Annotated in this window: 22 protein-coding genes and 1 other annotated feature; all 22 genes read right to left on the bottom strand. The window is 51.4% G+C overall.

The features are described 5' to 3' along the window. Positions 1-208: 208 nt before the first annotated feature. Positions 209-449, bottom strand: a binding site (T-box leader). An 87-nt stretch (positions 450-536) separates the two neighbouring features. Beyond that, the gene (locus VF724_RS02980) at positions 537-1,013 is read right to left on the bottom strand and encodes a DivIVA domain-containing protein (RefSeq protein WP_371752729.1); all 477 of its coding nucleotides are present in this window, start codon (positions 1,011-1,013) and stop codon (positions 537-539) included. Between the two features lie 89 nt (positions 1,014-1,102). Then, positions 1,103-1,885, bottom strand: a complete 783-nt coding sequence (locus tag VF724_RS02985; protein ID WP_371752730.1) for a YlmH family RNA-binding protein — start codon at positions 1,883-1,885, stop codon at positions 1,103-1,105. 13 nt (positions 1,886-1,898) lie between these two features. After that, a complete protein-coding gene (locus VF724_RS02990) occupies positions 1,899-2,168 on the bottom strand; it encodes a YggT family protein (RefSeq protein WP_371752731.1) in 270 nt (89 codons plus the stop codon). Positions 2,169-2,176: 8 nt separating this feature from the next. Next, positions 2,177-2,611, bottom strand: a complete 435-nt coding sequence (locus VF724_RS02995; protein ID WP_371752732.1) for a cell division protein SepF — start codon at positions 2,609-2,611, stop codon at positions 2,177-2,179. A 64-nt stretch (positions 2,612-2,675) separates the two neighbouring features. Continuing rightward, positions 2,676-3,359 (bottom strand): YggS family pyridoxal phosphate-dependent enzyme, encoded by a 684-nt coding sequence (locus VF724_RS03000; protein ID WP_371752733.1) that lies wholly within the window; start codon positions 3,357-3,359, stop codon positions 2,676-2,678. Between the two features lie 3 nt (positions 3,360-3,362). Next, positions 3,363-4,235: a peptidoglycan editing factor PgeF gene (gene pgeF / locus VF724_RS03005; RefSeq protein WP_371752734.1), complete on the bottom strand. Its 873-nt coding sequence runs from the start codon at positions 4,233-4,235 to the stop codon at positions 3,363-3,365. A 106-nt stretch (positions 4,236-4,341) separates the two neighbouring features. Then, positions 4,342-4,638 carry a YlmC/YmxH family sporulation protein gene (locus tag VF724_RS03010; RefSeq protein WP_371752735.1) on the bottom strand — a complete coding sequence of 99 codons (297 nt, stop codon included), beginning with the start codon at positions 4,636-4,638 and terminating at the stop codon, positions 4,342-4,344. Between the two features lie 104 nt (positions 4,639-4,742). Further along, positions 4,743-5,525: an RNA polymerase sporulation sigma factor SigG gene (gene sigG, locus VF724_RS03015; protein WP_371752736.1), complete on the bottom strand. Its 783-nt coding sequence runs from the start codon at positions 5,523-5,525 to the stop codon at positions 4,743-4,745. Positions 5,526-5,583: 58 nt separating this feature from the next. Next, positions 5,584-6,306, bottom strand: a complete 723-nt coding sequence (gene sigE / locus VF724_RS03020) for an RNA polymerase sporulation sigma factor SigE (RefSeq protein ID WP_371752737.1) — start codon at positions 6,304-6,306, stop codon at positions 5,584-5,586. A 24-nt stretch (positions 6,307-6,330) separates the two neighbouring features. Further along, the gene (spoIIGA, locus tag VF724_RS03025) at positions 6,331-7,251 is read right to left on the bottom strand and encodes a sigma-E processing peptidase SpoIIGA (RefSeq protein WP_371752738.1); all 921 of its coding nucleotides are present in this window, start codon (positions 7,249-7,251) and stop codon (positions 6,331-6,333) included. A 623-nt stretch (positions 7,252-7,874) separates the two neighbouring features. Continuing rightward, positions 7,875-8,990 (bottom strand): cell division protein FtsZ, encoded by a 1,116-nt coding sequence (ftsZ, locus tag VF724_RS03030; protein WP_371752739.1) that lies wholly within the window; start codon positions 8,988-8,990, stop codon positions 7,875-7,877. Between the two features lie 68 nt (positions 8,991-9,058). Further along, positions 9,059-10,297, bottom strand: a complete 1,239-nt coding sequence (gene ftsA / locus VF724_RS03035) for a cell division protein FtsA (RefSeq protein WP_371752740.1) — start codon at positions 10,295-10,297, stop codon at positions 9,059-9,061. A 271-nt stretch (positions 10,298-10,568) separates the two neighbouring features. Continuing rightward, positions 10,569-11,357, bottom strand: a complete 789-nt coding sequence (locus VF724_RS03040; protein WP_371752741.1) for a cell division protein FtsQ/DivIB — start codon at positions 11,355-11,357, stop codon at positions 10,569-10,571. 203 nt (positions 11,358-11,560) lie between these two features. Further along, complete coding sequence (gene murA / locus VF724_RS03045) at positions 11,561-12,829, bottom strand: UDP-N-acetylglucosamine 1-carboxyvinyltransferase (protein ID WP_371752742.1); 1,269 nt, start codon at positions 12,827-12,829, stop codon at positions 11,561-11,563. A 15-nt stretch (positions 12,830-12,844) separates the two neighbouring features. Next, positions 12,845-13,750, bottom strand: a complete 906-nt coding sequence (gene murB / locus VF724_RS03050) for a UDP-N-acetylmuramate dehydrogenase (protein ID WP_371752743.1) — start codon at positions 13,748-13,750, stop codon at positions 12,845-12,847. Positions 13,751-14,046: 296 nt separating this feature from the next. Beyond that, positions 14,047-15,162: an undecaprenyldiphospho-muramoylpentapeptide beta-N-acetylglucosaminyltransferase gene (gene murG, locus VF724_RS03055; RefSeq protein ID WP_371752744.1), complete on the bottom strand. Its 1,116-nt coding sequence runs from the start codon at positions 15,160-15,162 to the stop codon at positions 14,047-14,049. Positions 15,163-15,167: 5 nt separating this feature from the next. After that, a complete protein-coding gene (gene spoVE, locus VF724_RS03060) occupies positions 15,168-16,265 on the bottom strand; it encodes a stage V sporulation protein E (RefSeq protein ID WP_371752745.1) in 1,098 nt (365 codons plus the stop codon). Positions 16,266-16,322: 57 nt separating this feature from the next. Beyond that, positions 16,323-17,744, bottom strand: a complete 1,422-nt coding sequence (gene murD, locus VF724_RS03065) for a UDP-N-acetylmuramoyl-L-alanine--D-glutamate ligase (protein WP_371752746.1) — start codon at positions 17,742-17,744, stop codon at positions 16,323-16,325. Between the two features lie 3 nt (positions 17,745-17,747). Further along, the gene (mraY, locus tag VF724_RS03070; RefSeq protein WP_371752747.1) at positions 17,748-18,710 is read right to left on the bottom strand and encodes a phospho-N-acetylmuramoyl-pentapeptide-transferase; all 963 of its coding nucleotides are present in this window, start codon (positions 18,708-18,710) and stop codon (positions 17,748-17,750) included. A 40-nt stretch (positions 18,711-18,750) separates the two neighbouring features. Beyond that, complete coding sequence (locus VF724_RS03075; protein ID WP_371752748.1) at positions 18,751-20,202, bottom strand: UDP-N-acetylmuramoyl-tripeptide--D-alanyl-D-alanine ligase; 1,452 nt, start codon at positions 20,200-20,202, stop codon at positions 18,751-18,753. Next, positions 20,199-21,686, bottom strand: a complete 1,488-nt coding sequence (locus tag VF724_RS03080; protein WP_371752749.1) for a UDP-N-acetylmuramoyl-L-alanyl-D-glutamate--2,6-diaminopimelate ligase — start codon at positions 21,684-21,686, stop codon at positions 20,199-20,201. Before VF724_RS03080 ends, VF724_RS03075 begins: the two co-directional genes overlap by 4 nt. Before the next feature lie 67 nt (positions 21,687-21,753). Next, on the bottom strand, positions 21,754-23,685 hold the full coding sequence (locus VF724_RS03085) for a stage V sporulation protein D (RefSeq protein ID WP_371752750.1): 1,932 nt from the start codon (positions 23,683-23,685) through the stop codon (positions 21,754-21,756). Positions 23,686-23,709 lie beyond the last annotated feature (24 nt).

Here is a 23,709-nt window from a genome sequence, read left to right on the forward strand (position 1 = left end):
TTGTAATCTGACGGAACCCATATTTCAGGAGATGGGTATGGCCTGCGGCTGACATGGTGTTTTTTGAACAAGTAACTTTAAGGTGACAACTCCATGTCAAAGGCAGCACGTAAACTCTCCGGCTCATACCCATGCTCCCTCACTCAACTTCGGTTCAACCTCCCACTTCAATTCAACAACAATTAAAAAAACAAAAAAGCTTCCCATCCCAAGGGACGAGAAGCTGGACTCGCGGTACCACCCTCGTAACCGGTGCCCCGTCCATACGGAACAGGAATCTGAATACCGGTCACTTAATGATCGATAACGGAATCACCCGTTGCTCCTTACTTGATTTCAGAAGAACACTCTTGGGGGATATTCAACCGCCGCTGGGTTATTAGGCTCGCACCAACCCTAATTCGCTGAAACCGGCCTTGCGGTTTACTTGGCCCAATCATCGTTTTGCACAAAATATATTATGACAGGAGTATACCTAAAACTTGGCTGCACGTCAATAAGACGAAAAACCATGATTAAGGATGCGTAACGAAAGTCTAATCAGGTACGGTAATATTCTCCAATGATTCCCAGCCTTCGTCCTTCAGCATTTCCAACTGAGCCTCCAGCAAAGCGCGAAACCGCGTCCTGTAAATGGACGCCTGTTTTTTCAACTCTTCCATCTCCAAGGCGATTTTACGCGATTTGGAGAGCGATTCATTAATGATGCGGTCCGCATTCTTCTCCGCTTCCTTGACAATCAGCTGCGCTTCCTTTTTCGCGTTGTTCTTCACCTCGTCGGCCGCTTCCTGAGCGACGATGATCGTTTTGCTCAATGTTTCCTCCATGATGCTGAAATGCTCGATTTTCTCCTTGAGGATCGACATTTCGTTCTGCATTTCCTTATTTTCCCGAATCAGCGCTTCATAATCTTTAATGATCTGATCGAGAAACTCATTGACTTCATCTTCGTCATAGCCGCGCATTCTTCTTCCGAATTCTTTATTATGTATGTCCAATGGCGTTAACGGCATTGGCCCACCTCCCACAAAAAAAAATATAAAAATATTTTTTATTAAATTTTCGACAGTAAACGTGTAATTCCTGCAAGCTTCAAACGTTCTTAAATATATTTTCCAACTTTGATGCGGATTCTTCCGCTTCGGGAGAGCCCTTCCACTTCAATTAATTTGCATCTGCCGAATCCTTGCAGGGAGATCACGTCCCCCTCCCTCAGTTGGGCCGAGGGATCCTCTTCCACCTTCCAATTCACCCGGCACTTGCCTGCTTTGATGGGGATTTGCGCCTTGGCCCGGCTCAACCGGTACACATCGGAAACAATCCCGTCCAGACGCATCGACGCCACCGTCAGTCCGAATTGTTCCAATTCGGGCTGCTTGATCTGCAGGCGATCGGTCGGCAGCAGCTCTGTTGTGACCTGCACCCGATGGACCTGATTCATCTGCATATGCAGGAATTCGGCGATCTCCCCCGCGGCCAAGCAGTGGCAGAACTCCGGATGGACATGAATGTCTCCGATTTTGTCACGCTTTACGCCCAGACCCAACAGCGCCCCCAAAAAATCGCCATGCTGCAGCTGGGCAATGCGAGTATCCTCCGAACGGATCGACAGCAGACGAATATCCGCCTCCAGCTCTTCCAACGCCAAATAAGAAGGGGCGATGACGGCCCTTTGCCGCTCCGCACCCTCATAACCTCCATCAAAACGGACCTGCGCGCCGCTTTCTCTCCGGACCAGCGAATCAACGATAACGGCCTGCCTCGGATCAAGAAAATCGGTAATCCTCAGCTTATGGGCATAGGCCGCGTGTTCGATCCATTCCAACGCCTTATCGACAAACGGTCTCTCATCCGGATGAAAATGCGAGTGTATGTTTGAGGACATCATCTCCCACCATTCATCCCACTAAATAATTGAGGACGGTGATCAATCCGATCGCCACAAACCGCAGCGCGAACAAAGCGATAACCGGAGAAATGTCGATCATCCCTCCGATCGGCGGAATGATCTTGCGAAATGGGGTCAAATAAGGCTCTACCAATTTCCCGAGCATTTCCCCGATGAAGCTGGACCTCGCATTGGGAACCCAAGACAGCAGAACGTAGACAATGATCATATAAAAATAAATTTGCTCAATGGTCAAGATATAGTTTGATATCGCTAACAAGACGATGCTCACCTCATTTTGTTGTAGTCGCCGTCACCTTCCAGAGTTTCCGTTATCGTCCCTTGAATTTCCACCGATTCAGGGGTGCATAGAAAAATGTTGGGGCCCAGCTTGGAAATGCCGCCGTTCAAAGCATAAACCGTCCCGCTTAAAAAATCGACGATTCTGACGGCCAAATCGGAACGCACCTTGTGAAGATTGACAACCACCGGCCTGCGGGAACGCAAATGGTCGGCAATTTGCTGTGTCTCCTCGTAAGAACGGGGTTCGCTGAGGATCATCTTGGTCGGTTTCTGTGACGGTATGCCGACGATGTTCCCCCTGTTCTTACGGTTCGACGGGAAATTCGTTTCATTTTCGGGCTCCTCAAATCGCTCCCGTTCAATTATCTCCTCTTCTTCCTGAAGCCCCAGGAAGCCCATGAATTTGTTGAATACTCCCATGATATCCCTGCCCCTCCCAGCAACTGTTTCGACTTAAGGCTCGCGACGCAATTATCGCGATGCCTTAATGCTGTCCAACCAGAACGGATCCCAATCTGATCCAAGTTGCCCCTTCTTCAATCGCTATTTCAAAATCATTGGACATGCCCATGGACAAATGCTTCACCTTGTTCTCCAGAAGCCCGCTCCCGTTCAGCTCATCCCGCAAGCGCCGCAATCCGGCAAAAACCGGCCGGGTTTGCTCGGACTTGGCCTCATAAGGGGCCATCGTCATCAGGCCGATGATGTCAAGCTGGGTCAATTTGCCCACCTGCTCCACAAACGGCATTAAATTCTCGGGAGCCAGTCCGTATTTGCTCTCTTCTCCCGATACATTGACTTGAATAAAGCACGGTACCCTCAGCTCCATTTCCGAAGCCTTCCTATCCAGTTCCCGCGCCAGCGAAATTCTATCCAGTGAATGAATGTAATCGAATTTACCGATCACATCCTTGACTTTATTCGTCTGCAAATGGCCTATAAAATGCCAGATTCCTTGTCTGCCCAGAGCCTCCCACTTCGGGCGGGCATCCTGCCAACGGTTCTCGCCGATATGTATAAAGCCTTCCTCGATCACCCGTTTCGTTGCGTCCAGGTCCACATACTTTGTTACGGCAATCACTTGAACATCTTCCCTTGACCTGCCGCTTCGCCGGCACGCCTCCATAATGCGGGCTTCAACCCGCTCAATTCTCTCATGCAGATCCAATCTTCAACCATTCACCTCACTTAACGCAATCCACGCGGTCATTCTGCCTGTTTTTCCATGCTCTTTGCGATGGGAAAAAAACAATTGCGTGTTGCAGCTGGTACATAACCCAGATATTTCGATATTCGTCGGCAAAATTCCTGCTTTTATCATAAACTGTCGGTTGGCTTCTTTCAAGTTGAGCATGACTTTGCCATTGGGTTTTACCGTGCGGACTTGCCGCCAATCGCTTTCCGTCCATTCTGATGTGTATCCATCCGAGCTCAAAGCCTCTTCAACCCGGCCGGCCACATTCCGGTCGACTTCATAGCAGCATTGGCCGATCGAAGGCCCAATGGCGCACAATATATGCTTGGGCCGGCTGCCGTAAGCGTCGCGCATTGTCTGGATGGTCTCCGCCGCAATGTTCATCGCCGTTCCTTTCCAGCCGGCATGCGAAAGGGCGACGGCCCGTCGAACCGGATCAAAAAAATAAAGAGGCACACAATCAGCAAAAAACGCCGTCAGCAGCGTGCCGGGATCATCGGTGGTCAAACCGTCCGACTCCTGTATCGCCAGTTCCCGGGATTCTTTTCCCTTGCCGCGATCTTTGGCGGTAACCTTCGTTACTTTTTTTCCGTGAACCTGCTCGGCGCATGTCCATGAGCCAAACGGAAAGCCGATGGCTTCCGCGAGCCGCTTCCTGTTTTCGAGCACGTTAGCCGGAGCATCCTGCACGTGCAGGGCGCAGTTGAGCGAGTTCAGCTCTTGATCGCTGACTCCTCCATGGCGGCTTGAAAAACCGGCGGACAGGCCGGGATGCGCTTCCATCCATTTATGAATAAACAACAAGGACGGACGCCCTTCCTTCTCTTCTTCAATCACAAAGGCTTCCATGTCAACCCCCCACTGCCTATAGTGTATCATAAGAGAATGCAGCAAAAAATACACCGAACTGATTCGCGGCATCTTGTCTCGCTTCAGCCAGTGTACCCTGTCAGTTTCAATCGTTGTAATTCCTTGAATATTCGTTAACGTCGCCCTCGCCTGGAGAACGGGGCATTCTGGAATCGTCCAATTTGACCAGCACCACATCCATGCCGATTTTTACGATGTTTTTCCAATGAATGACCACATCCGTCCCTCCGCCGAAGAATCCGAAAAACTTTCCCTGGCTCGGCACCACGATCGATTCGATTCGTCCCTGCCGCAGATCCAGTTCCAAATCGCTGATCTGACCCAACTTTTTGCCATCGACAATGTTGATGACATCCTTGGTTTGAAAATCCGAAATTTTCACGTTCCCACCCCATTTCATATGGAGGTCCTATACATAAATATATGTTTGGAGCGGGTAAAATGCCTATTGTCCGAAAAAAAAGCTTGCGGGCCGCCGCTTGCTCATCAGGTTTTGACGTGCTTTTGCATCTGCAGAATCGCCGATTTTTCCAAGCGCGAAACCTGCGCCTGGGAAATGCCGATTTCCTCGGCCACCTCCATCTGTGTTTTTCCCTCGAAAAAGCGCATCGACAGGATCATTTTTTCCCGTTCGTTGAGTTTTCTCAAGGCTTCGCGAAGCGCGATCTCCTCTATCCACGAGACGTCCTTGTTTTTCTCATCGCTGATTTGGTCCATCACATAAATCGGATCTCCGCCGTCATGATAGATCGGCTCAAACAAGGAAACGGGATCCTGGATGGCATCCAGCGCAAACACGACGTCTTCCTTCGGGACGTTCAATTCCTCGGAGATTTCCATGATTGTCGGCTCGCGATTGTTTTTATTCGTCAAGCTGTCCCGGACCTGAAGCGCTTTGTATGCGATGTCCCTGAGCGACCTGGAAACCCGGATCGGATTGTTGTCTCTCAGGTATCTCCTGATTTCTCCGATAATCATTGGAACCGCGTAGGTGGAGAATCTCACGTTTTGGCCTAGATCGAAATTATCGATGGCCTTCATCAGACCGATGCATCCGACCTGAAACAGATCGTCAACATATTCTCCGCGGTTGTTGAAGCGCTGTATCACGCTGAGTACCAGACGCAAATTGCCGTTTACCAGCTTTTCTCTCGCCGTTCTTTCGTTTTTCGTCTGAAGCTGTACGAACAATTCGCGCATTTCCACATTGCTTAGAACAGGCAGTTTCGAGGTATCGACTCCACAGATCTCAACTTTGTTTCGTGTCACGTGATAACCTCCCAAGGAGAAACATTAATGTTAATTATCCCCGAGAGTGTTGTTTTTATTACACCATCTTATTAAACTCTTTCCGCAGCCTTTTGATGATTCTTTTTTCCAATCTGGAGATGTAGGACTGCGAAATCCCGAGCATGTCGGCCACATCCTTCTGCGTCTTTTCCTCTCCCCCTTGCAGTCCGAATCTCAGCTCCATAATGACCCGCTCCCGATCGGACAATTTGTCCAGCGCCTTGTGGAGCAGCTTTCGGTCCACCTCCTCTTCAATATTGCGGTAAATGGTATCGTTTTCCGTTCCCAGAACATCGGATAACAGCAGCTCGTTACCGTCCCAGTCGATATTTAACGGTTCATCGAACGAAACCTCGGTGCGGATCTTGCTGTTGCGCCGCAAAAACATCAGAATTTCGTTTTCGATGCAGCGGGAGGCGTAGGTAGCCAATTTGATTTTTTTATCGGGATCGAATGTATTCACCGCTTTGATCAGCCCGATCGCTCCAATGGAAACCAAATCCTCAATGTTGATTCCCGTATTCTCGAATTTTCTGGCAATGTATACCACAAGTCTCAGGTTTCGTTCAATCAATACCGCGCGTATCGCGGCATCGCCGTCAGGCAGTTTTTCCAGCAAATATTCTTCCTCTTCCCTGGTCAGCGGAGGCGGCAGCGCTTCGCTCCCGCCGATATAGTAAATTTCCTCGTTCTTGAGTCCCAGGAAAATCAATATCTTATAAGTATAAATTTGCAGCAGCAGTTTCCACTTCAATAGCATGAAATTACCCTCCTGAACATGTTCTCAAAACGATTCCATGAGTTGCGGATGAATGATGGCACGGTATGAACCATCTGAGCTGAGCTTCCCGCCATCGAGACCGATCAGGACCTTCCCCACCTCCGTCACTGAATTGCGGTATCTGATGACCACCTTATCCGGTTTAAGAGCGAGCATGAAAGACGCCTGTTTGTTGACCCCGCGGTAAGGGACCAGTCGTAAACGTTCACTCCATTGAAAGTCAACTTGCTCCAGTTCCAATAAGATTCGTTCAACTTCCTCCTTTTGGATCAGGTTCATCCAAGCCGGAGGAAAATCCTCCTGCCATAAGACCGATTCCATCACCATCACGGGTGTGCGCGTAAGCGGATCATAGAGCTGATTGCCGGTATCGATCAAACCGGTGCATATCGTTACGCGCTCCCCGATCGATACGCAAACCTCCGCCAAGTAATCCGTAACCTGCTTTCTCCGCTTCGAGCTGACAAACACACTCCGATAGAAAAAAATCATGGCCGTGAACATGATGATTACAAAAACAAGCCCGATGCCGGCAGGGTTTATGAAACCTCTCGTGCGCGCCAGCAAAATCCCGTTCATGACATCATTTGACGACAGCAGTAAATAGTGAAGCGCAAAAATACCACCTGCTGCAACAAAATTGATCAAATAGAATACGGAAATGTTTTTGACAAAATTCTGCAGGCCCCCGAATCCAAAAGCAATCAGCAGCATGGCAACCGAAAACAGAAATTTGACGACAAATGTGAATAGAACCGAAAGCGAGGGGATGAACATCATCATCACATATGACGCTCCAAGCAGAGCGGCTGCAGCTATTCTCCAGCGTTTGAAGCGGATTTTGCGCGTCCAGGCTGTCGTCGCCAGCGTTGTGGCATCAATGAAAAAATTCGTTAGAAACACAAGGTCGAGGTAGATGACCAATTCTTATCCCCTGCTTTTCCAAACAACTTTGCGGATGCAAAAAATAGCGTTCCTTTGATCCGGGATATTCTTTCTTTTTGCAATGAAATCAGTATATAGTAAACAGATTTCAAAGTCTGTCTAAACTTGACTGCTTATCGCCGATTCTTTTGTCCGATCGTGACGTATTTTGAAAACCGGCGTCACGACAGGATAGATGACGTGAATTTGCCAAAGGGGCTGCGAAAGCCTTAATAAAAAAGAAAAACGTCTGACGTCAATTCCACCCGACTCCAATACTTCTCCATTTTCGAATTATTCGGGGAGAAGGAATCTTAAACACTGCGGCTGTTTCGTTCGGAGACGTCCCATATGTATTCATATAGTTTAGTACGTCCAGTTTAAACGCTACTGGATAACTTGTAATGGATGATGCAATCGTTACATAACTCTCTACATTTTTAAAATAACGTTGGACAGCTGATAATTTATCCTCTGAAGTAAATTAAGCCATAAAAAACTGCACCTCCAACTGTTAGATGATGTCTAACAATTGGGGTGCAGTTCAAAACCATCGGACGGTTCTTTTCTTTGCGTTTAAATATTCCTTTATTTTGTCCGCAGCAACAATACGGATAGCTTAATCATAGATCGTCTGTCATTCTGTTTTTATTGCGCAGAAAAGTGGGTATGTCCAGTTGATCGCTGGAGGGTTGGCTTCCAAACGGCTTGAGATTGTTCAGTTTGGATTCTCCGGGTTCATGGTGCGCGTGGGTTTGAACACTTGCGGGAGGCCTCACGACCGGCTTGGGATTGAAACCGGTGGCGATCACCGTAACTTTGATTTCATCCTTCATCTCTTCATCAATTATCGCACCGAATATCATGTTGACCTCAGGGTCGGATGCGGATATGACGATTTCGGCGGCTTCGTTCACCTCATACAGGCTGAGATTGGAGCCTCCGGTAATATTCATGATGACGCCTCTCGCGCCATCGATTGAGGTTTCCAGCAGAGGACTCATTATGGCTTTTCTGGCGGCTTCCGCAGCCCGGTTCTCCCCGCTGCCGATCCCGATTCCCATCAAGGCCGATCCCCGTTCCGTCATGATGGTTTTGACATCCGCGAAGTCAAGGTTAATCAACCCGGGCACGGCAATCAGGTCGGAAATGCCCTGCACGCCCTGCCGCAATACGTTATCCGCTTCACGAAAGGCTTCCAGCATCGGCGTCTTCTTGTCGACAATCTCGAGCAGCCTGTCATTCGGGATAACAATCAGTGTGTCCACTTTTTCCCGCAGGGCGGCAATGCCCTGCTCGGCTTGCGACGCGCGCTTGCGTCCTTCAAAGGTAAACGGGCGCGTGACGACACCGACGGTCAAAGCTCCACACTCTCTGGCAATATCGGCAATGACGGGCGCGGCTCCTGTACCGGTTCCGCCCCCCATACCTGCCGTCACAAATACCATGTCCGCTCCGCGAAGCGTATTCATGACCAATTCTCTCGATTCCTCAGCGGCTCGTTTGCCGATTTCCGGATTTGCCCCCGCTCCAAGACCCCTCGTCAATTTGTCGCCGAGCTGCAATTTATGTTCGGATTTCGCCAAATTGAGCGCTTGCGCATCTGTATTGACGGTGATGAATTCAACGCCCTTAACGCCGAACTCGATCATCCGGTTAACGGCATTGCTGCCGCCACCTCCAACCCCAATAACTTTGATTCGGGCGGCATGCTCCAATTCAAAATCAAACTCTAACATAACGGATTCCCCCTCGCACACTATCATTACAACTATCCATTGCTACCGTCTTCCCATAGAGAATCCGATCAGATGAATTCCTTTAACCAGTTTTTAACGGATTCGAAGAAGCCGTTCTTTTCTTGGGCGGCGGACGTTTTACGCTTCGACTGTTTCTTGACTGGTGCAGTGCCGCGACTTCTGGCAAATTTGGACACGTATTGAATAATTCCTACACCGCCGGTATACGAAGGGTCCCGTACGCCGATAAAATCAGGAACCGCGACTCGGACCGAGCTGTTCAATTCCCTTCGGGCTGCGCTCAGAATACCGGGCATGGATACGCTGCCCCCGGTCAAAATATAACCGCCGGGAAGCTCCTTATACCCGAGTCTGGCAACCTCGGCGCGAACCAATTGAAAGATTTCCGACACCCGCGGTTCTATGATATTCGCCAGATCCACCTGCGAAAATTCCTTTTCTTCATTGCTGCCGATCCTGGTTACTTTGAACACCTGGTCCTCAGCCGCATCCTCGATCACGCCGCAGCCGTACTTCAGCTTCACTTTCTCGGCGACATTCGTCTGCGTCCGCAGTCCGATGGAAATATCATTGGTGATATATTCGCCGCCGATCGGAATCGTTGACGTGGCAACCAGATTTCCCTGATCAAAGACGGAGATCGCGGTAGCCCCGGCACCGATATCGACCAGCACCGTTCCCATTGATTTCTCGTCCTTCGAAAGCGCCATTTGGCCAGCGGCGAGCGGCATCAGAATCAAGCCGGCGATGTTCAATCCCGCTTTTTCAACGACACGAACAAGATTATGTATGACTGTTTTGGCACCAGTAATAATGGTGGCCTCCACTTCCAGTCTGACACCGATCATTCCGCGGGGATCTTGAATACCGTCCAATCCGTCAACGAGGTATTGTTTCGGCACAATGCCGACAATTTCCCGTTCCGGAGGGAGCGCAACCACCTTGGCCGCTTGCAGTACCCTTTCAATATCCTCCGTTCCGATTTCCCGGTCTTCATTCGAAACGGCAACCACACCTTGACTCGATTGCAAGCCGATATGGCTGCCTGTAATTCCGACGTATACATCGGCGATTTGAATACCTACCATCCGTTCAGCATGATCCACCGCGCTGCGGATGGACTGAACCGTTTGATCTATATCGACAATCGCGCTTTTGCGAATTCCTTCAGAGTCGGCAGATCCAACACCGACGATATTGATTGCACCATTGTTGATTTCCCCAATAATGACGCGAACCTTGGATGTACCGATGTCCAAACTAACAATGACATCATTGCCGCTCAAGCCCAGGCACCTCCTGTTTATCGAAGAAATTGATAGGACCGGCAAAATTACTTCTGTACATATTCAACACGGTTTATTTTTTCCCTCTTTTTTCTACAATTTTTTTAACCGGAAAGAAACTGCGCCTTTACATTCATTCCAGGCTCGTAATCGCCGCTCCAAATCCTATCCTATGAATCTATTGACACCATAAATATAATTTTAACATTAATTTCAATCTTTTAGTAGTCTGAATTTCATATGTGCGATATTAATTAAAATCAAACAGGTTTTAATTCATATTCTTCCCCGCTGTATCCGTCGGACTATTGTTCGTGTTATCCTTCGCGTTGTCCCGCCGAAAAGGAAGGTAAGTGTCCGCATCCAGCAGGGAAATAAAGCCGGGTTCATTGCGGGCGGCGATTGTTCTCAGCGTTTCAAGCTTCCCCGGCAAAAAAGAAACCGTCGTCGTCACTTCAAAATGGGAACGCGTAAATATCTTCAGCTTGTCCGGATAAGAAACAGAAGGATCCGGCCTGATTTCCGAGATGTCGGAAAGCTGTTCCGGAGGTATTTTTGCAAGTATCGAGCAGAGCTTCATCTTGACCGGATCCGCTTCGTTCCACCCGGTCAGAACGGGCACGCTGCTGAAATTCGCGTTTCCATTCAAGGCGCCGGTCGATCCATTGGCAAAAAGAACCGATAAATTTCCCGAAGTCGAAATTTCAACCGCGACCTGCGGGTACTCCGTCACAGCCACGCTGATCTTGCCCGGAAAATGCTTGGAAACCTTCACCTCTTTGACGATCGGCAGCTGCCGGACCCTCTGTTCGATCGCTGACGAGGATGTAAAGAAAAAGGAATCTCCGTTCTGCACCCGGACGGCTTGTCCGATCGTTGCGTCGGTCAAAAAATGATTTCCGCTGATTTCAATCGTTTCGATTTTACTGATGGATGATCTGAAAAAAAGGAGGAATAACAAGGTTATGAAAAACAGGAAAAGCAGAAAAAGCAGTTTCCGGCTGCTGCGTTTACTGGGCTTTTTCTGTTTCAGTGTCGGCATTCTCTCAGCGGCCGGCATATTTCCACCCCACTTTAGGGATTAACGGCTTCTTCGTCCATTTTACCCGCAGAAACTTGTGAGAAAACCTCTATCGAGGCCTTTTCATCCCGAAAACTTATACTTTCCGATGTGGTAAAGCAGACGCCCGCATTCCCCTTCCATCCATCAGGAAGGGAAATGCCGGCAATCGTTAAAATCATGTCATGATGCCGTGTATTCAATCATACTTTAGGAATAAGGGCACATCTTTGTATTTGTCCGCCGAGTTGTTGAAAAATTTCTTCTATCCGGTCATATCCCCGGTCAATGTGTTGAATCTGTTCAACAACTGTAGTCCCGGCCGCCGCCAGCCCAGCCAAAACCAGCGCCGCTCCGGCCCTCAAGTCGGTAGCTTCAACCGTTGTCCCGTATAATCTGGGAACTCCCCGAATAAAAGCGGAATTCCAATCCTGACGAATATCGGCTCCCATTCGGTTTAATTCATCGACGTGCTTGAACCTGCCGTCAAAAACGGTCTCCTTCAAAATGCTGAAACCATCGGCGAGCGACAGCAGCACCATCATTTGCGCCTGAAGATCCGTCGGAAACGCCGGATAAGGAGAAGTGACGATTTGGTCCACCGGTTTGGGACGGTTCATGCAGTTTACGTATATTATATCATCCTCTGTTCTGATTTGAACACCAACCCGCTTCAATACGTGAATCACCGCTGTCAAATACTTTGGATCCATATTCCGCAAAGTGATTGTCCCTCTCGTCACCGCCGCGGCTATCATCAGCGTGCCGGCGACAATCCGGTCGGGGATCACCCTGTATAAACAGGGAGTCAGCTTGGCAACACCGTGGATGATAATCGTATCGGTACCGGCTCCGCTTATATCCGCCCCCATCGCGTTGAGGAAATTTTGCAAATCCGTGATTTCAGGCTCCCTGGCCGCATTGTGAATCGTCGTCGTGCCTTCAGCCATGACAGCGGCCATCATGATATTCTCCGTTGCCCCGACACTGGGCAAATCCAGCAGAATGTCCTCTCCTTTGAGTTTTTCTACGGAGCATTTAATCGTATCCGCCGAAACGTCAATGACCGCTCCCAGCGATTCGAGACCCCTAAGGTGCAGGTCGATTTTGCGGCTGCCGATTGCACAGCCCCCCGGCTGGTAGATTTGAACTTTGCCGAATCTGGCCAATAACGGACCCATCAAGAAAATGGAAGATCTCATTTGCCTCATCAGTTTCTCCGGGATATGATGCGAATTGACGTCCGCGGTGTCAAGGATGACCCGTTCATCAGCATGCTCCGCCCTGCACCCCAATGCACGCAAGATTTCGAGCATCACTTCGATATCCAGCAATTTGGGCACATTCTCGATGACATGTATCCCGTCCGCCAGCAAACAGGCTGCAAGGATGGGCAGCGCCGCATTTTTCGATCCGTGGATTTGGACGGTTCCGGACAGAGGCCTGCCGCCTTCAATTACCAATTTCTCCAATGTCTCACCTCCGAATTACCGTTCACCCACCACCAATACTTCAGGAACAAGTTTGACTCCAAATTGATCATCAATCGTGCTTTGGATGTGTTCCATCAGGGTGAGAACGTCACTGGCTGTCGCTTTCCCGGTGTTCACAATGAAATTGGAATGGAGCTTCGACACTTGTGCGCCGCCAACCCTGAATCCCTTCAGCCCGGCCGCTTCGATCAATCGCGCGGAATGATCCCCCTCCGGGTTGCGGAATACACTGCCGGCGCATGCTGCCTGCAGCGGCTGTGTCTTTAGCCGGCGATCCTTGAAGAAGGCCATGGCAGCCGCGATCTCCTTCCGATCTCCGTAGCGCAGCTCGAATACGGCTTCCGTAACAATAGCGGGAAGCTGCTGCAGCAGCGAATGGCGATAAGAAAATTGCAGGTCTTCGGCTTGCATTTGGACCAATTCCCCTGTTTCCAGTACGGCTTCAGCCGACTTGAGTATACGTGACACATCAGATCCGTGCGCCCCTGCGTTCATATATACGGCTCCGCCCACGCTTCCCGGAATGCCGCCGCCGAATTCCACTCCGGTCAATCCTTCTTTGCCTGCCATGACGGAAAATTTGATGAAGCTGTATGCTGAGCCGGCATATGCGATATTCTTTTCGAACCGGACGTAATCAAGTCCCCTGCCCGGTTTGATCACGGCTCCGCGAATGCCCTTATCCATTACCAACATATTCGATCCCCTTCCCAGGTTGATCCAGGGAATCCGGTGCCGATTCAGGATGCGGACAAGCTCCGACAATTCCTGTTTTCCATTGGGAATGATAAACAAGTCAGCGGGACCGCCTATTTTCCAAGTAGTGTGATTGGCCATCGGTTCGTTCAGCAATATTTCCCCGATATTGGCGGTGTTTAATTCGGATATGACCTGCTGCATGGGTATACCTCCTTTACAGAACATCAAGGGCATCCCGGCATCCGCCTGTTGCGAGCGGCGAACCCATGCCCGAAAGCTGCATTTTTTTGAAGTGAACGGCCATTTCACATCAAAACTGCATATCCTCCCTTCACGCTGTCTGTCACGTTTATAGGATATGTTATGTTACGAGTGCGGTTAGTGTGACAATCGCCTAAGGCATCGCGATGAAATAACTTCCACTAAATTGGTGGCAACGATCAATTAAACCGCTTGATACTTTTCCGCCATAAGTGGAACTAATTTCATCGCGAACCCTAAATCCCCTTTTTCCCCTTTTGCAGCGCTAGCAGCTCGCGAATCACAAGCTGGGCGGCGTCAGGCTGACCCAGCGATTTGGAACGGCGGGACATGTGCTCCTGTCGAATCGGGTCGGAGATGATTTTTTCCACCGTTTTAAACAATTTTGCCCCGTTCAGCTCGTTTTCCAGAATCAGTTCTGCGGCATGCTCCTTTTGCAGCCATCTGGCATTAGCTTGCTGGTGGTTATTCGTCACATTAGGAGAAGGGATCAAAATCGCAGGAATGCCCATTGCGGTAATTTCCGCCAAAAAGGAAGCTCCCGCCCTGCTCACGACCAGCGAGGTCGCCGCCAGAATTTCCGGCATGTTGTGAAGATACGGGACCACGCGCACAAAATCAGGCACCTTCATTTCGGATAGCTTCCCGGTATAAGTCTCGTAATAGGCTTCACCCGTCACCCAGACAAAATCGACATCCTTTTGGGAGTGCAGAAGCGGAATCATGTCCAAAACCGCCTCGTTCAAAGCTCTTGCCCCCCTGCTTCCCCCTGTAATCAGCACAATCGAGCTGATCTTCGGCAGCTGAAGCGAGTCCCGTCCTTTCCGGGGATCGGCGCGAAGCGCTGCGGAGGCGCTCGGATTTCCCGTATAAACCACCTTCGCGGCCTTTTTGAAATGGGCCTCCGACCCTTTGAAGCTGACCGCGATACAATCGACGTATCGGCTCAAAAACCGGTTGGTCAAGCCGGGGATGACGTTCTGTTCATGAATCAGCGTGGGAATCCCCAGCTTGGCGGCTGCGTAGACGACCGGGCCGCAAACGAATCCCCCCGTACCCACCACGACATCCGGTTTGAATTCGCGAAGCAGCTTTTTGGAACGGGCAACGCCCCGCAAAAACCGGACGACGGTTTTGACATTATGGGCGGAAAACAGCTTTCTGCGAAATCCGGTAATCCGGACCGCTTCAAACGGAATGCCCCGCTTGCCGACGATCTCGCGCTCCAGCCCTTCATTCGTGCCGATGTAAAGCAATTCGGTTGCCGGATCTTCCTGCCTCAACCGATCTCCGACGGCAAGAGCCGGGTAAATGTGCCCCCCGGTTCCTCCGCCGGTTAATACCACTCGCATTGTTTTCACCTCGCATAGCGGGATATGTTCAGCAGGATGCCGATCGCCGTCAGCACCAGCGTCAGCGATGAACCGCCGGCGCTGATCAGCGGCAGGGTAATGCCGGTCACCGGAAACATGCCGATGACAACGCCGATATTGATGATCACCTGTACGGCGATCAGACCGACAATCCCTAAAGCCAACAGGCTCCCGAACGTGTCGGGAGCGGTAATGGCCGTTCTCATGCCCCGCCAGATGAGCAGCAGAAACAGCAGCAATACGACCGTCCCTCCGATGAAGCCAAGCTCCTCGGCAATAATCGAAAAGATAAAATCGGTTTGCGGTTCCGGCAGATAGTTGTATTTTTGCCGGCTCATGCCAAGGCCCAAACCGATCAAGCCGCCGGGGCCGATGGCATACAGCGATTGAATCGCTTGATAGCCGGCTCCCAGCGGGTCCTTCCACGGATCCAAAAAGGCGGTGATCCGCTGCAGCCGGTACGGCGCCATCGCAATCAGGCCGACAAAACCGGCCGCACCGAGCAATGCCAAATAAGAAAGATGGGAAATTCTCGCTCCCGCCGTATAAATCATCAACAGCGCCGAACCGACCAATACCGCGCCGGTCCCGAGATCGGGCTGCAGCATGATCAGTCCGAAAGCCGCTCCCACCAGCAATAAGGCGGGCAGCAGCCCCTTGATGAAATGGACGATATTCTTTTGGTCCTCCGACAGCACCTTCGCCAAAAATACGATCAGCGCCAGCTTCATGAATTCAGAGGGCTGTATGCCGAAGGAGGCTACTCCCAGCCAGCTTCTCGCTCCTCCTCTGACCACGCCGACGCCCGGTATAAGCACGATGACCAGCAGGGCGAATCCGGAGATCAGGCCGATTTTGGCAAACCTCTTCCAGAGCCAGTAATCAACGTTCATCGTCAAATACATGGCCACGAGTCCCAATGCGGCAAAAAACAGCTGCCGCTTCAAATAATAGTAGCTGTCCCCGAAATCGTGAAAGGCGAGCACAGCGCTGGCGCTGAACACCATAACAACGCCGATCCCCAAAATCAGCAGCGTCGAAAGGATGATCATCGTATCAGGATTGGTTCGGGCTTTTCCCACTTTTGCATACCTCCCTTAATCCAGACGCCAGACCTTGGGGGCTGACAATCTGTCCTATTAAAGGTTATGCACCGACTCTTTAAACATTCGCCCTCGTTCCTCATAGGATGCAAACATGTCCCAACTGGCGCAGGATGGGGAGAATAAAATCACATCTCCCGGTTGGGCGAAGGTGTAGGCGGCACGGACAGCTTCCGCAATCGCTCCCTCGTTATTCTTAGCAGTATCGACGGAATGCACTTGATTGATTCCCGTTTCCCGGGCGGCATTCACAATTTTCTGTCTCGTTTCTCCCAGCGCGACAACCGCTTTGATTTGACGGGTGAATTGCGACAGGATTCCGGAAAAATCCGAGCCGCGGTCCAATCCCCCGCCAATCCATACAACGGGTTGCATGAAAGCTTCCAGCGCTTTGATCGTTGCCAATGGATTGGTGGCCTTGGAATTGTTATAGATGGAAATGCCGTTCAGATCGCGAACCCATTCGAGCCGATGCTCAACCCCGCGAAATTCGATCAGAGCCTTGCGGATCGCTTCCAAGCCGGCGCCGGCGGCAATCGCAGCAGATGCAGCGGCAAGCGCATTCTCGGCGTTGAACAATCCGGGCAGCCCCAGCTCCTCCAACCTCGCTATGCGGTGCTTGTTCCCGCTGCTCTCTACATAAACGACCCAAGAGCTGCCGTCAGGACCGGATTCGGAATTTTCGGTTTCAACATAAACGCCGTATGGAAGCGTCTGGCGCAGTGAAAACGGCAGGAGCCTCGAACGGACGCGGGTTTCCGCCAAGCTTCGGCAGATCGGGTCGTCCCAATTGATTACCGCTGTATCGCTTTCCGTCTGGTTGTCGAACAGCTTGGCTTTGGATTCGATATAATCCTCCATGCTTACGTGGTAATCAAGATGCGTCTCGCAAATATTCAGCAGACAGGCGATTCGCGGAGCAAAGTCCTTCGTTCCCTTCAGCTGGAAGCTGCTGAGCTCGACAACCAGCCATTGGTCCTCGTCCGTGTGCCCGGCGGCTTCACACAACGGTACGCCGATATTGCCCGCAACAACGGGCGACATGCCGGCCTCCCCGAGCATTTTTCCGATCCAGGTGGTTGTCGTCGTTTTGCCGTTCGAACCGGTAATGCCGATAATCGGCGAACGGGTCAAATGGTAGGCGACCTCCACTTCCGTAACCGTTTCGATCCCGAGCTCCGCAGCTTTGACCATGGGCGGAATCGAGTAACGGATCCCCGGATTTTTGACGATCAGCGCCACACCGGGATGAATCAAGGAATCCGGGTGTTCCCCGCAGATGACAGAAATACCCGAAGCTTCCAAAGCATCGGCTTCAGGGCAGTCCTCCCGCTTTTTCAAATCGTTGACGGTTACCTTTGCTCCGTATTGGTGGAACACTTTAGCCACGGCGTATCCGCTTTTGGCCAAGCCCAATACGACGACTTCCTTATCCCTGTATGTCTCCGGATGGTTCATCGATTATATCCCCTCGTTGATATAAATGGCCAGGATCGCAAATAGGAGTCCGACAAGCCAGAAGGTGATGACGACTCTCCATTCCGACCAACCGGACAATTCGTAATGATGGTGAATGGGGCTCATTTTGAAAATTCGTTTGCCTCTCGTTTTGAAAGAAATCACCTGCAGGATGACGGACAAGATTTCAATTACGAAAATCCCGCCGATCAACAGCAGCAATAGCTCCGCTTTGATCAAAACCGCGACCGCCGTGATGCCGCCGCCCAAGGCCAGCGAGCCGGTGTCGCCCATGAATACCTTGGCGGGGTGGGCATTGAATACGAGAAAACCGAGAACAGCACCGATGATCGCCGCGGAGAATATGGCCGCTTCCTGTTCCGTATGATACATCGCGATGACCGCCAACGCTCCAAAGGCGATGGCGCTTGTGCCGGACAATAAACCGTCAAGACCGTCGGTGAAATTCACCGCATTGGCCATTCCCATCATCAGCAGAATCACAAAGACATAATACAGCCATCCGAGATCGATGGACAAGTCCGTCAGCGGAACGCTCAGCACGGTGCTGTGCCCCATTCGTACCAGCAGCCAGCAAACCAGGACGGCAAAGAACAATTGGCCGAACAGCTTTTGCTTTGCCGTCAGACCGAGAGATCGTTTGAATACGATTTTGATGTAATCGTCCAAAAAGCCCACCAGGCCATATCCCAAAGTGGCCACCAAAACCACGTTGAATTCATCGCTTCTTTCCGACACTCTAAAATAGGCCAGGACCAGCGCGAGCAGAATGATCGTTCCGCCCATCGTCGGCGTTCCCGCTTTCTTCTGATGTCCCTGCGGGCCGTCGGAGCGGATCTGTTGTCCGAATTTCAGTCGGCGGAGAATCGGAATCGCCAGCGGCCCGATAATCACGGATAGTATAAACGCTACTCCCATTGTAAACATGACAGTTGTAAAATCCACAGCTCCGCCTCCTAAAAACAGTTTATTTCCATGTCAACGGCTAAATCGAAATGTCGGCCAACTCATTGACGATCTCTTCAAACTTCATGCCTCTCGACGCCTTGGCCAGCACCAAATCCCCCGGCGAAGCGATGGAAGCGATCCGTTTGGCGATGTCGGACTTGTGCTCCGCCGCATGCACACGGCCGGGCTCAAAGCGCTTCGCCGCCTCTTCCGCGATCGATTCGGCCAGCCGGCCGTACGTAAAGATGTAATCGATATTCCGGGGATCCAGCAATCTGCCGATTTCCCGGTGAAATTCTTCTTCATCCTTGCCCAATTCCAGCATATCGCCCAATACGGCGATTTTTTTAGCGTAGCCTTTCATTTCCCCAAGCAGCTCGATGGCCGCTTTCATGGAGGTGGGACTGGCATTGTAAGCATCATTGAGTATGGTCAGACCCGTTATCCCTTTGACAATTTCGATTCTCATGCCTGTGGTTTTCAGCGATTTCAGGCCTCTGACGATGTCGGCTTCGGAAACGCCCATATACTTGGATACGGCAATGGCTGCCAGGGCGTTGATGACATTATGCTGGCCGAGCAACGGCAGCACATAATTGGCCGAATTGGGAACGTTCAGCGTAAAATATGTCCGGTGCTGTTCGCTGTCGATCATGATGCCCGAAGGATAAAAATCGTTCCTGACCGAACGGCCGAACCGAAACGTCTTCAGCTCCGGCGGCAAAACGATTCGATCCTCCGACGCGGCTTGGGATTCGTCGGAAAGCGTGGCTTCTTCGGAATTGTCCAGCAGACGGGACAGCAGCGGTTCATCGCCGTTATATACCAGCAGTCCGTCGGCTTTCATGCCGCGGACAATTTCCAATTTGGCTTTGGCAATCTCTTCTCTGGAGCCTAGCTGCAGAAGATGCGATTCCCCGATATTCGTAATGACCGCCGCTTCCGGCTGGGCAAGACGAGAGAGAAGCTCAATTTCGCCCCGCCCGCTCATGCCCATTTCCAATACCGCCATTTCCGTATCTTCATCCATCTGCAGCAGCGTGAGCGGCAAACCGATGTGATTGTTCAAATTCCCTTCGGTTTTATGCACGTTGTATGTTGTGGACAGGATCGAAGCGATCATGTCCTTTGTCGTCGTTTTTCCGTTGCTTCCGGTAATTCCGACGATCCTGGCGGAAAGCTGCTCCCGATACCGCCAGGCCAGTGTTTGCAACCCCCGGATCGTATCGTCCACGACCAATATCGGACGGCCCTCGGGAGGAGTCCCGTGATCCGACTGCCATAAAGCGGCGGCCGCTCCCCGGGCAAACGCCTCTTCGACAAACAGGTGTCCGTCAAAGCGCTCGCCGGCAATCGGCACGAACAAATTCCCCTGCTCCAGCTTTCTGGAATCAGTGGATACTCCATGTATCATCAGTACCTGATATTCGCCCTCCGGGATCTGCGAGCCGATCATTTGAGCGATTTGCAAAAAGCTTCTATTGATCACGATTGTAAACTCCTTATCTCTTCTGAGGCAACCAAACGGTCGTCAAAGTCATAAACTTTCCCTTTAATGATCTGATACGTTTCATGACCCTTCCCTGCAATCAACACGACATCCCCGGGGCCGGCCATGCGAACCGCTTGCCGGATCGCTTCCCGGCGTTCGACGATCATGTCGTACCGCTGCCGGTCCCATCCTTGCGACAAAATCCCCGGCTCGATATCCCGCATGATCGCTTCCGGGTCCTCGCTGCGCGGATTATCCGATGTGACCAGAACATGATCGCTGTACTGGGCCGCTATTTTGCCCATGATCGGCCGTTTCAACCGATCCCTGTCCCCGCCGCATCCGAAGACGGTCAGCACCCTGCCTTCGGCGAATTCCTTGATCGTCGACAGGGCGTTCTCCAGCCCGTCGGGCGTATGCGCATAATCGACCACAACCAGAAAATCCTGACCTTGATAAATCGATTCCATCCGTCCGTCAACAATCCGCACATTCTCCAGCGATTGCTTGACGGCCTCAAGCGGGATGCCTTCGATCAATGCGGCGGAAATGGCCGCTAGCGCATTGTAAACGTTGAAGGTCCCGAGCAGCTTCATCTGCAGCTCGGTGTCGCCGCGGAAGGTGGACACCTTGAATCGGGTTCCCTGCGCGGTGACTTTTACATCGAAAGCGCGAACGTCCGAGTCGTTCCGAATCCCGTAAGTGACCGCCTGAACGGCGGTCTGGCGCAGATACGCCCCGGAGGCCGGATCGTCGGCGTTGAATACGGCATACTGCCTCTCTTGAGGATCTGCGAAAAATTCGTTGCCCAATCTTGAAAACAAAAGACCCTTCGCTGCCGCATAGTTTTCCATGGTCTGATGGTAATCGAGATGATCCTGAGTCAGGTTTGTAAATAAGGCTGTGCGGAACCGGCACCCCTTCACCCGTCCCAGCTCAAGCGCATGGCTGGATACCTCCATGATGCAATATTCCGTTTCTTCCTTGACCATTTCATGCAGATTGCGCTGCAAATCCACAACATCCTGGGTCGTTCTCTCCGCCTCGATAATTTTCGATCCGATCCGCGTTTGGATGGTCCCCATCAAGCCGGTACGAAATCCCTGCTCCCGCATAATATGCTCGATCAAGTAAGTCGTCGTCGTTTTTCCATTCGTGCCCGTAACCCCGATCAGCTTCATTTGTCCGCTCGGGTAACCGTAAAAGTGATTGGCAATGACAGCCATGGCATAGCGGCTGTCCTTGACGATCAGCTGCGGCACATCGGCATCCACGGCATGCTCCGCGACAAGGGCGGCCGCTCCTTTGGACACGGCGTCCCCCGCATATTGATGACCGTCTGAAACCAGACCCGATATACAGATGAACAAGTCTCCCGGCTGCACCTTCCGGGAATCGGCTTGAATTCCCGTCACCTGCACTTCTCCGCGCCCTTCCAATCGGGAAAGCAGCAGCAATGACGCAATCTCTTTCAGCAGCAACAACAATTCCTCCTCTGTCCGGCCTCTGCGCTAACCTTATCATTATATCATCTTTGAAATGGAACATTCACTCATCCGATGGCTTATCGGCCAAAAAAATGCGAATCGTCGAACCGCGTTCCACCTTAACGCCGGGTTTGGGCATCTGGCTGACGACAATATTTCCGCTGCCGGATTTGGCTAGTTGAAAATTCGAATTCATATCCTCGTAAATGTCGCTGACGGTCATCCCGGTCAGATCCGGCACTTCCACAAGCGGAATGTCTCCGTATTTATAGTCGCGATTAATCTGATCCTTCCTCGGTTCCACTCCCATATACCTTAATGCGTCCCCCATAATATTCTTGACGATTGGCGCCGCAATCAGACCTCCGAACTGGATGCCCTGCGGATTGTCAACCGCGACATAAACGACGAGCTTAGGATGATCGGCGGGGGCAAACCCGATAAAAGAAACAATATGCTCATTCGGCGAGTATCTGCCGTTGACAACTTTCTGCGCCGTTCCGGTTTTGCCGCCGACACGGTATCCGTCAATGAAGGCGTTTCGTCCGGTTCCCTTGGCCACAACGCTTTCCAGCGCAAATCTGACCTGCTCGGAGGTCTTTTCGGAGATGACCTGCCTTTCCATTTGAGGCAGAATCGTTTCGATGACCTCCCCTGTTTCCGGCTGTACCCACGCCTTGGCAACGTGCGGCCGGTACAGGTATCCTCCGTTGATGGCCGCGCTGACGGCAGTAATCTGCTGAATGGGCGTCACTGAAACGCCTTGGCCGAAAGCGGTCGTGGCCAATTCGACGGGGCCGACCCGGGAAGGTTTGAATAATATGCCGTTCTCCTCCCCGCGAAGATCGATGCCCGTTTTTTGACCGAATCCGAAGCTGCGGATGTAATCGAACAGCTTTTCTTTGCCGAGCCGCTGGCCGAGCACGACAAAACCCGGGTTGCAGGAATTCTCCACCACATCCAAGAACGTTTCGGATCCGTGTCCTCCCCGCTTCCAGCAATGAAGCGTCGAGCCCGCCACCTCGATGGCCCCGCTGTCGTAGTAGTGATCATGAAGCAGGTCGACCTTTTTTTCTTCAAGCGCCGCCGCCAATGTTATGATTTTGAACGTGGAGCCCGGTTCATAAGTCATCCAGATGGGCAAATCGCGATTGTACACTTCAGAAGGATATTCCGCATAATGCCCCGGATCGAAGGTCGGCCTGCCGGCCATCGCCAGAATTTCGCCCGTGTTCGGGTCCATTGCGATGCCCAGAACATGGTTGGGTTGAAACTGGACCATGGCTTGATCCAGTTCTCTTTCCATAATAGACTGGATCTGTTTGTCGATGGTCAACTGCAGATTGAGACCGTCTTTCGGAGGCACATAGTTATCCGAAGAATTCGGCATCTGCCTGCCTTTGGCATCCGCCAAAAATGAAATGCTGCCCGGAATTCCCTGCAGCAGTTTATCGTAGGTTAACTCCACTCCGGTCAAGCCCTGATTGTCGATTCCGGTAAATCCGAGAACGTGAGCCGCAAGATTCCCAAAGGGGTAGTAGCGCTTGTTATCCTCTGCCACAACAACTCCCGGGAGGTTCATTTCCCTGATTTGCCGGGCTTTCTCCTGAGTGATTTTTCTGCCGCCGGGCTGAATTCGCACGATCAGCTGTTTGCGCGTTACCATGGCATATACATTCTGTTCCGACATATTCAGAGCGCCTGCCAACCGATTGGCTGTCATCCGCGGATCCGAGACCTGTGCGGGAATCACCATAACGGTGGGCGAGCTGATATTGTATGCCAGCTCCACCCCATTGCGGTCCAAGATTTCTCCGCGTTTTCCCGCAAACGGAATGTTTCGCCGCCAGGAATCCTCCGCCTTTTGCGCCAAATCCGGCCCCATCCACAATTGTACATAGCCCAGCCGCAAAATCAACGCGGCAAAAATAAGCGTGCCCCCGATGAGTATCAGGAATAGCCTCCGTCGAACAGTGGTATTCGAAGCTCTCAAGTCCCGTTCCCCCTCATTTGCTCC

The organism is Ferviditalea candida (assembly GCF_035282765.1).
Taxonomy (GTDB): domain Bacteria; phylum Bacillota; class Bacilli; order Paenibacillales; family KCTC-25726; genus Ferviditalea; species Ferviditalea candida.

Bases quoted from the DNA above. Each gene is read 5' to 3' on its own strand.
- murG (WP_371752744.1), bottom strand. From the start codon at position 15,162: ATGCGAGTGGTATTAACCGGCGGAGGAACCGGGGGGCACATTTACCCG.
- sigE (WP_371752737.1), bottom strand. From the start codon at position 6,306: ATGCTATTGAAGTGGAAACTGCTGCTGCAAATTTATACTTATAAGATA.
- VF724_RS03040 (WP_371752741.1), bottom strand. From the start codon at position 11,357: ATGCCGGCCGCTGAGAGAATGCCGACACTGAAACAGAAAAAGCCCAGT.
- VF724_RS02980 (WP_371752729.1), bottom strand. From the start codon at position 1,013: ATGCCGTTAACGCCATTGGACATACATAATAAAGAATTCGGAAGAAGA.
- VF724_RS02995 (WP_371752732.1), bottom strand. From the start codon at position 2,611: ATGGGAGTATTCAACAAATTCATGGGCTTCCTGGGGCTTCAGGAAGAA.
- pgeF (WP_371752734.1), bottom strand. From the start codon at position 4,235: ATGGAAGCCTTTGTGATTGAAGAAGAGAAGGAAGGGCGTCCGTCCTTG.
- ftsZ (WP_371752739.1), bottom strand. From the start codon at position 8,990: ATGTTAGAGTTTGATTTTGAATTGGAGCATGCCGCCCGAATCAAAGTT.
- murD (WP_371752746.1), bottom strand. From the start codon at position 17,744: ATGAACCATCCGGAGACATACAGGGATAAGGAAGTCGTCGTATTGGGC.
- murB (WP_371752743.1), bottom strand. From the start codon at position 13,750: ATGCAGCAGGTCATATCCGAATTAAACACCGCCAATATCGGGGAAATA.
- VF724_RS02985 (WP_371752730.1), bottom strand. From the start codon at position 1,885: ATGTCCTCAAACATACACTCGCATTTTCATCCGGATGAGAGACCGTTT.